This window comes from Cupriavidus sp. H19C3 (genome assembly GCF_049393815.1).
Taxonomy (GTDB): domain Bacteria; phylum Pseudomonadota; class Gammaproteobacteria; order Burkholderiales; family Burkholderiaceae; genus Cupriavidus.
The window spans coordinates 818339-830745 of sequence record NZ_CP184986.1 but is presented as its reverse complement, the minus strand read 5'-3'; the positions used below and the strand labels follow the sequence as shown (position 1 = coordinate 830745).

Sequence of the window (12407 nt, the reverse complement as noted above, 5' to 3'; positions counted from 1 at the left end):
GGCGATGCGCGGCTGCACGCAGTCTGGCATCGGCAAAAAGCACGCTGGCTGACCAAGATCAAGGCGCGGCCGCACGCACGCCCCTACTTCGGGTGGGTATACATTCGGTGCATGCAATCGACCGCGTTGTAGGACGGAGCCCGCCGGTCCGCGCTGGCGATGCCGCGATGCGGCCGGCACCTGGCGGTGCCGGCCGCGCAAAACAGTGCGATGGCGCCTCGGCCCGTGCAACCGTCAAACGGGTGTGCGCGGGCGCCACGCTACAATACGCGCCCTACTTCGACCGATCGCAAGGACAAACCGGAATGTCGCTGTCCAATCCGGAAAGCTGGCGTGGCAAGGCGCTGTTCGGTGACTACCAGGATCAGCCCGAGAAAGAGCAAGCCACGCTGCGCATTGCCCTTGGGGCGGTCGCCCTGCTGCTCTACGTCTTCTATGCGCTGATCCATCCGTCGGCGGCCGGCTTCGCCACCCTGGCGATGGTGGCGCTCTACGTCGTGTTCGGCGTGGCCAGCTATGTCCTGCTGCTGGTACAGAAGCGCCGTTCGGTCTGGCGCCTCGCCATGACCACCTGCGTCGACCAGGGCATGGTGGTCGCGGCCCTGCTGATCGGCGGGCGCTCCGCGCTGCCGCTGCTATTCGTGGTGTTCTGGTTCCTGGTCGGGGCGGGCTGCCGCTACGGCAAGGGCCCGCTCGCGCTGTCCTGTGCGGTGTCGGTGTTCGGCATGTCGGCCCTGATGGGCGTGGAACCGTGGTGGATCGCCAACCGTCCGGCCGGTATCGGGCTCGTGCTGGGCGTGGTGGCCACCTCGTTCTATCTCTATGTGCTGGTGGACCGCATCGAGCGCCGCGCGGCCACCGATGCGCTGACGGGCTTGTGGAACCGCGCCAGTCTCGATCGCGCCATCGAGCGCGCCATCACCTCCCTCAAGCTGCAGGGTGGCCAGGCCGCGCTGCTGCTGATCGACCTCGATGGCTTCAAGGACGTCAACGACACTTTCGGTCATGCGGTGGGCGACGAACTGCTGCTGCAGTTTGCACGCGAGCTGGTGCGGCAGGCACGGCGCGGCGATACCATCGCGCGGCTGGGTGGCGACGAATTCGTGGTGCTGTCGCTGGCCGCGCAGACGCGTGTCCAGGCCCGTGCGCTGGCGAGTGCGATCCATGCCTACCTCGACACCTTGCACCAGATCGGCGGGCACGAGGTGTCCATCTCCGCGAGTATCGGCATCTGCATGCTCGAGGCGGGCCGCGCCGGCGAGGAGCCCGACGTGCGCAGCGTGATGAAGCAGGCCGACCGCGCCATGTACCTCGCCAAGGAACTCGGCAAGAAGCGCACCGCGTTTGCCGACGATCTGGCGCGCAACGACGCCAGCATCGGCACCCCGCGCGCCCGCACCGCGGTCCTGCGCCAGCGCCGCTGAGCGCCGGCGCGGACCGGGAGTCTTCCCGCGCCCTCGTTGCGCGCCCTCGTTGCGCGCCGTGGTTGTCCCCTGCGCCAACCCATGCGCGCACCGCTTTTGCCAATCCGCACGCGATTTTTTCCAGTACGCACGCCGCAGTCGCGGCGGGTGTCGCTGCAGGCTTGCGATAAGCGCTCGGAAAGCATCTCATTCAGGATTTGCCGACGCGCAGATCGGCCCGCGCCGACACGGGCTTGCTGCGGCGCCCTGCCATCATCCGCCGCTCTACGCCCGTCTGCCTTTGCGTTTGCGCCCGACGCCCCTGCCGGTCACCCGGCCTCACGACGATGTCCGCGAACCCGACTCCCTTTGCCGTCCACGTATCCGACGCCGCCTCGCCGGACGAGTTGCGTGCCATGCGGCGCCAGCTCGTCAACCAGCATGCGCGCCTGCACGTCACGCTGCAGGCGATCGGCGAGGGGGTGATCACGACCGACGCGGAAGGCCGGGTCGAATACCTCAATCCGATTGCCGAGCAGTTGACGGGCTGGAGCCACGCCGCGGCGCGCGGCCGCCCGAGCGAGGTGGTCTTCCGCCTGCTCGACGAGAACACCCGGCTCAGCGTGCGCAATCCGGTGCGCCGCGGCCTGGCGGCAGGCGTGGCGCGCCAGCCGCTCGGCCGCGCCATCCTGTTGAGCCGCGCCTGTGCCGAACATCATGTCGAGGCCACCGTCTCGCCGATCCACGATGCGCGCGGCGCGCCGATCGGTGCCGTACTGGTGTTCCGCGACATGTCGGAGCAGTACCGCCTGGGCCGCGAGATGGAATACCGCGCCACCCACGACACGCTGACCGGCATCATCAATCGCGACGAATTCGATCGCCGGCTCAATGCGATCCTGGCCGAGGCCACCGAATCGCCCGTGCAGCATGCGCTGATGTTTATCGACCTCGACCAGTTCAAGCTCGTCAACGACGCGGTGGGCCACGCCGCCGGCGACGAACTGCTGCGGCAGATCGTGCGCGTGATCAAGCGCTCGGTGCGGCCCACCGACGTGGTGGCCCGGCTCGGCGGCGATGAATTCGGCGTGGTGTTCCGCCACTGCTCGATCGAGTCGGCGCAACGTATCGCCGAGACCATCTGCCGCCATATCGACCAGTTCCGCTTCCAGTACGGCGGCCAGCGTTTCCACGTCGGCGCGAGTGCCGGCCTGGTGCCGGTGGACGACCGCTGGACCACCTCGGCCGCGCTGCGGCAGGCCGCCGACAGCGCCTGCTACGCCGCCAAGGCCGAGGGCCGCAACCGTGTCCATACCTACCTGCCGGCCGACGAGATCATCGAGGCGCACCGCGAGGACATGCAGTGGGCGCGCCGGCTCGAACAGGCGCTCGACAAGGACCAGTTCGTGCTGTACTGGCAGCGCATCATGCCGCTGCAGATGGAGAAGTGCGGCGTCCATGCCGAACTGCTGCTGCGCATGGTCGACGACAACGGCAACCTGATCAATCCGGGCGCGTTCCTGTCGGTGGCCGAACGCTTTCACCTCGCGGCACGGATCGACCGCTGGGTGGTGCGCACGGTCTTTCGCTGGATGCACGCGCATCGCGACGAGCTGGCGCATGTCGGTACCGTGGCCATCAACCTGTCGGGGCTCTCGATCGGCGATCGCGATTTTCATCGCTTCGTGGCCGAGCTGCTGCGGGACATCCCGTTCGACCATCACAAGGTCTGCTTCGAGATCACCGAGACCGCGGCCATCATGAACCTGGCCGAGGCGTCGTCGTTCCTGGACAGCATGCGCGTGCACGGCGTGCGGTTCGCGCTTGACGACTTCGGCAGCGGCGCGGCCTCCTTCAGCTACCTGCGCAACCTCGATGTCGACTATCTCAAGATCGACGGGCAGTTTATCCGCGACCTGACCAGCGACCGCGTCAACCAGGCCACGGTGCGCTGCATCCGCGACGTGGCCAATATCACCGGCCAGCTCACGGTGGCCGAGTTCGTCGAGAGCGAAGCCGTGGAACGGCTGCTGCGCGAGATCGGCATCGACTATGCGCAGGGCTACCTGCGCCACCGGCCGGCGCCGCTGGCGGAGATCTTCACGGTCAAGCCGTAGGCGGCCGGGCGCGGCACAGCGCCAACCGCGGGCAGGCCTCGCGCAGTGCCGGGCACCGCGAGCCAGTCGCCGTTGCGGCCCGGTTCGGCGTTTTGCCCCCGGGCGTGACGCCCGCTTCAGTGGAGATAGGCCGCGATGTCGACCTCGTCGATCTGCTCCCGCGCGAGGAACATCTCCGCATAGCGCCGGTATACGCCGGAGGTGAGGAACAGTTCGAACAGGTCGCCGTCGATATGCCCGCGCGCGCGGAAGCCCGCCAGCAGCCGCACCGCCTCGGACAGCGGCTTGGCACGCTTGTAGGGCCGGTCCGCCGCGGTCAGCGCCTCGAAGATATCGGCGATGGCCATGATGCGCGACGGCACCGACAGGTCGCGCGCGACCAGGCCACGCGGGTAGCCGGTGCCCGTCAGCGTCTCGTGGTGGGTCGACGCATACTCGGGCACGCGCCGCAGGTCGGGCGGCCACGGCAACTGGTCCAGCATCACCACGGTCTGGATGATGTGCTCGTTGATCTTGTAGCGCTCCTCGGGCGTGAGCGTGCCGCGGCTCACGCACAGGTTGTGCAGCTCGCCATAGTGGTACAGGTGTTCGGGCGTCGACATCGAGAAGCCATGGCGCGCGTCGTAGCCGGCGTCCGCCGCGCGCGGCACGATATGCTCGGGCCGGTCCGCCAGCAGGCGTTCCGCCACCGGCAGGTCCGGCGCGGGCCGGCCCGCGAAGCGCGCTTCCTCGATATGCGAGAGGCCGAGGCGATCGTCGAAATGACGCATCCAGGTCTGCGCCCCGATCGCGCGTATGCGTGCGGCATCGGCGGCCGGCATCGATTCGCCGCCGACATTGCAACGCGCGACGAACGCGAAGTCGTCGGTCAGCGTGGCGCGGCGGCGCTCGAACACCGCATCGGCCCGCGCGCGCTCGCCGCCGGCCAGCAGCATGCGGAGCCGGTCGATCTCGGCATCGCGCAGCAGCACCTCGAAGCGCGTGCGAATCTCGTGGATGCGGTTCCAGATGGTCTCCAGCTTGGTGGCCTTGTCCACCACGGACTCGGGCGTGGTGATCTTGCCGCAGTCGTGCAGCCAGGCGCCGATGCGGAATTCGCGCCATTCGGCTTCGCTGCGGAAGGCAAAGCCGGCCAGCGGGCCGGTGTCCACCGCGCACGCGGCCTCCGCCAGCATGCCGGCCAGTTCCGGCACGCGCGCGCAATGCGCGCCCGTGTAGGCGCTCTTGGCATCGATGGCGCCGGCCAGCAGCTGCACCATCGATTCCATCAACGCGCGCTGCTCGTCGACCAGCGCAAGGTGGTCGAGCGTGGTCCCCGCCAGCGTGGCCAGCACCTCGATATGGCGCACCACGCCGTCCTCGTGCACAGGGGTGCCGGCGAGCACCAGCACACCGGCCGGGCGCTTGCCGCGGCAGCGTACCGGTACCGCCAGCACAGGCACCGCCCCGTCGACCCCGTCGCCATGCCCGGGCGCGCGCGGCCGGACGGTATCGTCCTGCGCGAGCGCCGCCGCGCATGCGCGCGCGACGTCGGCGGCGGACAGGTCGGGGCCGAGCGCCCCCAGGCACTTGAGTTCGTCACGCCGCCCGGCCAGCCAGAACTGCGCGGTGGTGCGTTGGGCCGCGGTGGAGGTGGAGGTGGAGGTGGAGGTGGCGGTGGGCAGTCCATCCTGCACCGCGGTCCGGGCCACGTCTTCCGCCCCGGCTTGCGCCGCCAGGTCCCGCATGCACGACAGCGCGATGGCAATCATCGATGCGCGCTCGGTGCACGCCGACAGGCGCGTACTGCCCGCCACCAGCGCTTCGAGCCGCGCCAGCGCGGTATCGAGCGCCGCGGTGCGCGCGCGGATGGCCTCCTGCATGGTCTGCTGCGCGGCGCCCAGCATATCCACTTCATAGACCCCCGAGCGCGGTACGGCGTCGCCGGTAAAGTCGAGCCGGCGAATGCGCTCGGCCGCCGCCGTCGCGCTCCGCAGCGCGCGCGTGACATGGCGCCCGATCAGGGTCGACAGCGTCAGCACGATCAGCAGCACCACGACCGCGATCAGCACGATGCCGTCGCGCGCGGCTTCGATCGGTCCCGTATAAAGCCGCGCCGGTGCGAACGACATCACATGCAGGGCCTCGCGCGCGGTCATCGGCACCGAGCGGCGGAAGAACACGAACGACTCGCCATTGACGTCGCGCACAAAGCCGCCGTCGTGGTCCGCGATGCTGCCGGCGACGGCAAATAACGGACTGGCGGCCGCATCGATCGGCTGCAGCGGCGTGGGTGCGGCCTGGTTGATGCGCGGCGCGGCATGGCCGGCCAGCACCTCGCCGCGGCTGGTGGTCACGAGAATGCCGCCTTCGCGATGACGCAGCAATTCCGTCACCTGCTGGTCGATACCGTCGAGCGAGATATCGAGGCCGAACACGCCGCCGCCGCCCGGCAACGCACGTGACAGCGTCAGGCCGAGATCGCGCAGCGATTCGAACATGTACGGCGTGGGGGTGACCTCGACCCCGGCAGACGCCATCGCGCCCAGGTACCAGTTCCGTTCGCTCGGCACATAGACGCTGGCATGCGCCAGCGCGTCGATTTCGTGCTCGTCCGCGCCAAGATAGCGCCAGGTCTCGGTACTGCCGCCTCCGCGCACGGCCGGCCCGATCGCGCGCACGGCGTACCAGGTATCGGCTGGCGCCCGCACCGCGGCCGCCACCTCGGCGCTGCCGCGCACCGCGATCACCTGGAGAAAGGCCCCATCGGCCAGGCCGTAATAGACGCTGTAGATGCGCTCGTTGGCGCGCAGCGTGGCCAGCAGGCCCGGCAGCAGCGAGGCCTCGTCGAGCTGTCCCCCCGCCAGCACGCGCTCGGGCGCGAGCAAGGCATGGCCGTTGACCGCCGTCACCGCGCCGGCCAGCGTCGTCCGCAACTGATCGGCGCTGCGCTCGGCTACCAGCGAGAACTCGGTGCGGGCGCGCTCGACCGCCAGCGTATGGAAGCGCGACACCGGCGCGACGATGGCCACGGCCACGAAGGCGGCCGCGAACGTCAGCACCAGCGCCCCGATCAGGACGTGCAGGCTTACCGTGGCGCGCCGGCCCCAGCGTCCGCCGGACAGCCAGAAACCCAATACCCCGAAAACGCGCAATACCCGGAAAACGCGGAACATCCGCAAGGCCTGCAAGACCCGTTGGCGGGGTCGCAGGAAGGTGGCCGACGGCATGGCGGAACTCTTTTTTTGACGTTATTGGCTTCCGATGCCGAACGCTGCCTGCCTCCATACCGGCGCGCCCGGCCTCCCCCGTTGCGGACGCATGCCCGCCTGTGGAGTGCCATATTCGCCGATGGCCGTTTCACCCACAAGTCAAGGCGCCGCGGCGATGGTGGCACGCGGGTCATCCGAGGGTGATCCGAGGGTGATCCGAGGGTGATCCGCTGGCGGCCAGCGCTGGCCGCGCGCCGCCTGGCGTGTGGCCGTCCCCCGTGCGAGGGGCAACCGGCGCGGACGGCAGGCTGCCAATGACTGTTGGCACGACGCGACAACCATGCCGGTTACATGATGCCGCGCCGGCCGTGCCTTGCGCGCCCAGCGCGGTGCCTTACGCAGCCAGCGCGGTGCCTTCGTGCGCCGTGCGTGCGCGGTGCGCGACCACGTGTTCGGCCAGATAGGCGGCATCGCGCGCCACGCCCGAGAAGCGCCCCGAGCCCCACGTATGGAGCCAGGGCAGCCCGAGGAAATACAGCCCCTCCACCGGCGTCACGCCGCGCTGATGGCCGGGATAGCCCTTGCCGTTGAAGACCGGCGCATCGAGCCAGCCGAAATCCGGGCGGAAGCCGACGCACCAGACGATCGAGCCGATGTCCGCGCGGGCCAGGTCGAGCGCGGTGCGCTCTTCCGCCGGCGTCCACACCGGCTCGTACACGCTCGCGGGCGGCGCCGCGATGTCATGGCGCGCAATGTACCTGTCGATGCCGGCATTGATGCGGTTGTACGTGGCATCGGCATCGTCGAGGTTCTCACGCAGGTTTGGCACAAAGCGCAGCATGCCGTCCCGGTAGTCGTCGAGCGCGCCGTAGAGCTCCATGCCTTCGGTGGCGAACTTGCGCAGGTCGATATCGCGCCCGCCATCGCGGCCGGTGACATAGTGGTTGGTGTTGTCGCGCACGCCTTCGCGCAGCGGATGCTCGCCCACCGGCATATCGTAGTACTGCATGTCCGCGAGCCAGTCCACCACATCGCGCCCGCGATAGAAACGCGCGCAGCGTGGGGCCTGCCCCACCGCGAGGTAAACCTTGCGCCCGGCCAGATGCAGATCCTCGGCGATCTGCGCGCCCGACTGGCCCGAACCGACCACCAGCACGGCGCCGTCGGGCAGCGCCCGCGGATTGCGGTAGTCGGCCGATTGCACCTGCAGGATGCCGGCCGGCAGGCGCTCCGCCATGCGCGGCACGATCGGCGTGCGGTAGCCGCCCGATGCCACCACCACCTGGTCGGCGGTAAGATCGCCGGCACTCGTGCTGACGTGGAAGCCGCCGCCGTCCTGCTGGCCGCGCGGTCTGACGCGCAGCACCTCGGTATGCTCGCGCACCGGGGCATCGACCATGCGCACAAAGCCGTCGAGATAGGCAATGATCTCGTCCTTCTTCATAAAGCCATGCGGATCGTTGCCGGCATACGGATGCCCCGGCAGCGCGCATTGCCAGTTCGGCGTGACCAGGCAGAACGCGTCCCAGCGCTGCTCGCGCCAGGTATGCGTGACCGTCTTCGCTTCGAGCACGAGATGGTCGATGCCCGCGCGCGACAGGTAGTAACTCATCGACAGTCCGGCCTGACCGCCGCCGACGATGATGACGCTGTAGTGTTCGATACTGTTGGCAGACATGGCCGTTCCTTTTTCTGTAATGCGGTGGAGTCGTCCGATGAGGTCGTCCGATGAGGTCGTCCGATGAGGTCGTCGGGCGGCGTTCAGCGGCCAAAGCCGACAAAGCGCACGGTGGCGTCCGGTTGCGCGGTAAAGCGGGCCGCGGTGGTCTCGATCTGCGCAAGCTGGTCCAGCGCCGACGAGCAGGCATAGCCGTAGCGCTGACGCACCCGCTCGGACGCGGCGCCCAGCGCGGTGCGGGCGCGCGCGAGGAAGTCGTCGAGCGGGTAGACGGTATCGGCCGCAAAGTGCTGTTCGACGATGGTCGACGGCGAGTAACAGGTCGCTTCGGTATGATCCGGCCATACGATGCGGAAGTAGGTCACTGGCATGGGGTACTCTCAGGCGTGGATGATGCGGTGGCTGATGGAGCGGGTGGCACGATGAACGGCTCGCGCGCGAAGTCCCACAGCAAGGCCTGCGCAGTCTCGTCGCGCACCGTCACGCGGCGCGTGTCGTCGATCGTGCCGATGTCCTCGCAGGCCAGGCCGCGCGCGCGAAAACGCGCCGCGACAGCCTCCACCTGGGCGCCGGGCACCGCCAGCACAAAGCCGAAACTGGGAAACGCCGACAGCCAGCGCGCCAGCGGCACGCCCGGCGGCAGCGGAATGCGCGCGAGATCGATGGTGGCGCCCGCGCGCGAGCATTCGAGCAACATCAGCGCGGTACCCAGCGTGCCGGCCATGCTGATGTCCTTGGCCGCCGCGCACAGGCCTTCCTCGGCCAATGCCGGCAACAGTTCCAGATCGCCGCGCAGGCGCGCCGCCGGCGCCGTGGTCGAGGCATTCCAGTACGCATACGGTTCGGCAAACGCGCCGCGCAGGTCGACCGCCATCAGCAGATGATCGCCGGGCCGGGCGGCAAAGCTCGACAGCAGCCGGCGCGCGCGCCCGAGAATCGCCACGGCAAGCTGGCCGTCGCCGCTGCGCGCATTGGTATGGCCGCCCACGATCGGCACGCCATAGGCGGCCGAGGCCGCCGCCATGCCGGCCAGAACCTCGCCGGCACCGGCCACGCCTTCGCTCCAGATCGCGTCGACCACGGCGAGCGGCCGTCCGCCCATGGCATAGACATCGCTCGCATTGACCATCACCGCGCTGTAGCCCGCGAACCATGGCATGGTGCGGATGAAATCGCCGACCATGCCTTCGATCGCGAACAACAGGTAGCCATCGCCATCGGCAATGGCCGCGCAGTCGTCGCCAACCGCGACGGCCTGGCCAAGATCGGCCAGCCCGCCCGGCAGCGCACCGCTCAGCGACGCCAGCAGGCCCGCGATGTCGGTCTTGTGCGCAAAGCCACGGCTGGCGCGCAAGTCGGCCACGATCCGTGCGACGCTCATGCGCGGCTCCCGCCCGGCGCGGTAAAGCCGACATGCGGTGTGGTGCACGGCGGATAGTGGTGCAGGTCGGCTTCCATGCGGTGATGGGGCCGGCCCAGCAGCGTCTCTTCGCCGAGCGAGCGCCAGTGCAGGCGCCGGAACAGCGGCTCGTTCTGGCTCTGCACATGGGCCAGGAAGCGGCGGCAGCCGAGCGCGTGGGCGCTGCTGACGGCGAGCCGGATCAGCGTGGCGCCGATCTTGCCGTGATTGCGCCAGGCCGCGGCCACCGCCAGGCGCGAGCCATACCAGACGCCCGGCTCGCTTTCATGAATGCGCACGGTACCGACCACCTCGTCGTTGGCGCCCGCCTCGCTTCTAACCGCCACCAGCAGTTGCGCGATATCGTCGATCTCGTCGCGGTCGTCGCCGTCGAAGAGACCCTGCTCCGTGCAGAACACGGCGCGGCGCAACTGCATGGCGGCACTGACCTCCCATGGCGCGGTGGCCCAGCGGATGCGATAGACGGTGGAGAGCGGGACCTCCACGCACAGATCATCGGTCATGCTGCCATCTCCTCGTAGGACGAAAGCGACGAACACGCGCCGCACTTGCCGCAGCCGGCCTTGATATCGGCCGCACGCATGCCACCCGCGCGCACCATGGCGCCGAGCGGCTGCAGGATCGACTGCATGAACGCGGGTGTGGGCGCCGGATGATCTTCCAGCGGCGTGCCGCTGATCGGCACGAACGGCACCACGAACGGATAGACGCCGAGCGCGATCAGCTCGCGCGAGATGTCCAGGATGGCCTCGGCACTGTCGCCCAGGCCGGCGAGGATATAGGTGCTGACCTGACCGCGGCCGAACACCGCCACGGCGGCGCGAAATGCCTCCATATAGCGGCTCACGGGCACGCTGGCCTTGCCCGGCATCACGCGCGCGCGCACCTGCGGGGTCACCACTTCGAGGTGCATGCCGAGCGTATCGATGCCGGCGGCCTTCATGCGCGCAAACCACGCGTCGTCGTCGGGGGGCTCGCATTGCGCCTGGATCGGCAGGTCCACTGCCGCCTTGATCGCAAATGCGCTCTCGCACAGGATGGCGGCACCGCGGTCCGGCGTGGGCGGGGTGCCGGTGGTCAGCACCATGTGTTTGACGCCATCGAGCAGTACCGCCGCACGCGCCACCTCGGCCAGCTGTTGCGGCGTCTTGCGTGCCACGGTGCGGCCGGCCGCGAGCGACTGGCCGATCGCGCAGAACTTGCACGTCTTGCGCCGGCTCTCGAAGCGGATGCAGGTCTGCAGCACCGTGGTGGCCAGCACATCGGCGCCGTGCAGCGTGGCGATATGCGAGTACGGCACGCCGTCGAGCGTCTGCAGCCGGGCAAAGCGTGGCGCGCGCGGAAAGCTGATACTGGCGATCGGGATGGTGCCGCGCAGCAGCGCCGACTGGCCCTCGGCATCGGGCGCGCTGGCCACGAATGGCGAGTTCCACGCGGTACTGGTATGCACGGGCACCATGATGGTCACGCCATCGATGGTCACCGCCTTGTGATCGGACGGCCCCGCGCCGCCACGCCGGCTGGCGGCACCGGCCTGCGGGTCCACCAGGCGCAATCCTGACGACTGCAGCTCAGTCATCAACTGCCGGCTCGAGGCAGGCATCGTCTCGCTGGACTTCATCGTGGTGACTCCCGTGGAAGTTGTCGAATGCCGCCGCCATCGGCATGGCGGTGGCGGCAGGCCGGTCGTTGATGGCCAGGCTCAGCAGCTCGGGCCGCGCGTAGTGCCCGACCGAGTCCATCATGCGTTTGCGTTTGGTGATCAGCGAGAGATCGAGGTCCGCCACCACCATGCCCTCGCCTTCCGTGAGCGGCGCGGCCAGGTGCTGCCCCTCGGGCGACACGATGGCGGTGTTGCAGCCCCCGCGCAGTGCTTTCTGCAAGCCCGGGTCGGTGGTCACCGAGGCGATCTGCGCATCGGTCAGCCAGCCCGTGGCATTGACCACGAAGCAACCCGACTCCAGCGCATGATGGCGGATCGTGACTTCGATCTGGTCGGCAAAGATCGGACCTACCAGCGAGCCCGGAAACTGGCTGCAGTGGATCTCCTCGTGCTGCGTCATCAGCGCATAGCGCGCCAGCGGGTTGTAGTGCTCCCAGCAGGCCAGCGCGCCCACGCGACCGACCGCGGTACGCGCCACCTTGAGGCCGGCGGCATCGCCCTGTCCCCAGATCATGCGTTCGTGGAAAGTCGGGGTGAGTTTGCGGCGCTTCAGCACCAGGCGGCCGTCCGCGTCGAACATGAGCTGCGTGTTGTAGAGGCTGCCGTGATCGCGCTCGTTGACGCCGAGCACGATCACCATGCCATGGCGGCGCGCGCGCTCGGCCATGGCATCGGTCACCGGCCCGGGTACCACCACGGCCTGCTCGTACAGCCGCATGTGCTCTGCGCCGGACTGCACCGGCGGGCGCACGAACGAAAAGTAGGGGTAGTACGGCACGAACGTCTCCGGAAAGACGATCAGCTCCACCCCCTCCAGCGCCGCGCGGTCGATCGCCTCGCAGACCTTGCCGACGGTGTTCTCGCCGCGTTCGAGGTCCGGCGCGATCTGTACCGCGGCCGCGCGCACAATGCGTTGACGTGACATGATGGTCCTC

At 69.0% G+C, this 12407-nt stretch carries 9 protein-coding genes; 2 read left to right on the top strand and 7 right to left on the bottom strand.

What is annotated here, in order from left to right:
- The first annotated feature begins 305 nt into the window (after positions 1-305).
- Both DFLDMN_RS23200 and DFLDMN_RS23195 read left to right on the top strand, forming a co-directional pair.
- A complete protein-coding gene (locus DFLDMN_RS23200) occupies positions 306-1424 on the top strand; it encodes a GGDEF domain-containing protein (RefSeq protein WP_423200219.1) in 1119 nt (372 codons plus the stop codon).
- Positions 1425-1750: 326 nt separating this feature from the next.
- Positions 1751-3520: an EAL domain-containing protein gene (locus tag DFLDMN_RS23195; RefSeq protein WP_423200218.1), complete on the top strand. Its 1770-nt coding sequence runs from the start codon at positions 1751-1753 to the stop codon at positions 3518-3520.
- Between the two features lie 116 nt (positions 3521-3636).
- On the opposite strand, the gene DFLDMN_RS23190 is transcribed toward DFLDMN_RS23195, so the two are convergent.
- The 7 genes from DFLDMN_RS23190 to DFLDMN_RS23160 form a co-directional block, all read right to left on the bottom strand.
- Positions 3637-6675, bottom strand: coding sequence for an HD domain-containing phosphohydrolase (locus DFLDMN_RS23190; RefSeq protein WP_423200217.1), 3039 nt, complete (start codon positions 6673-6675; stop codon positions 3637-3639).
- A gap of 430 nt (positions 6676-7105) precedes the next feature.
- Entirely contained in the window at positions 7106-8389 is a 1284-nt protein-coding gene (locus DFLDMN_RS23185; protein ID WP_423200216.1) for an MSMEG_0569 family flavin-dependent oxidoreductase, read from the bottom strand.
- Between the two features lie 83 nt (positions 8390-8472).
- Positions 8473-8760 (bottom strand): MSMEG_0570 family nitrogen starvation response protein, encoded by a 288-nt coding sequence (locus DFLDMN_RS23180; RefSeq protein WP_423200215.1) that lies wholly within the window; start codon positions 8758-8760, stop codon positions 8473-8475.
- Positions 8751-9770 carry a sll0787 family AIR synthase-like protein gene (locus DFLDMN_RS23175; RefSeq protein ID WP_423200214.1) on the bottom strand — a complete coding sequence of 340 codons (1020 nt, stop codon included), beginning with the start codon at positions 9768-9770 and terminating at the stop codon, positions 8751-8753. The genes DFLDMN_RS23180 and DFLDMN_RS23175 overlap by 10 nt, the downstream gene beginning before the upstream one ends.
- A complete protein-coding gene (locus DFLDMN_RS23170) occupies positions 9767-10312 on the bottom strand; it encodes an MSMEG_0567/Sll0786 family nitrogen starvation N-acetyltransferase (RefSeq protein WP_423200213.1) in 546 nt (181 codons plus the stop codon). Before DFLDMN_RS23170 ends, DFLDMN_RS23175 begins: the two co-directional genes overlap by 4 nt.
- Positions 10309-11430, bottom strand: a complete 1122-nt coding sequence (locus DFLDMN_RS23165) for an MSMEG_0568 family radical SAM protein (protein WP_423200212.1) — start codon at positions 11428-11430, stop codon at positions 10309-10311. Before DFLDMN_RS23165 ends, DFLDMN_RS23170 begins: the two co-directional genes overlap by 4 nt.
- On the bottom strand, positions 11381-12397 hold the full coding sequence (locus DFLDMN_RS23160) for a Nit6803 family nitrilase (RefSeq protein ID WP_423200211.1): 1017 nt from the start codon (positions 12395-12397) through the stop codon (positions 11381-11383). The genes DFLDMN_RS23165 and DFLDMN_RS23160 overlap by 50 nt, the downstream gene beginning before the upstream one ends.
- Positions 12398-12407 lie beyond the last annotated feature (10 nt).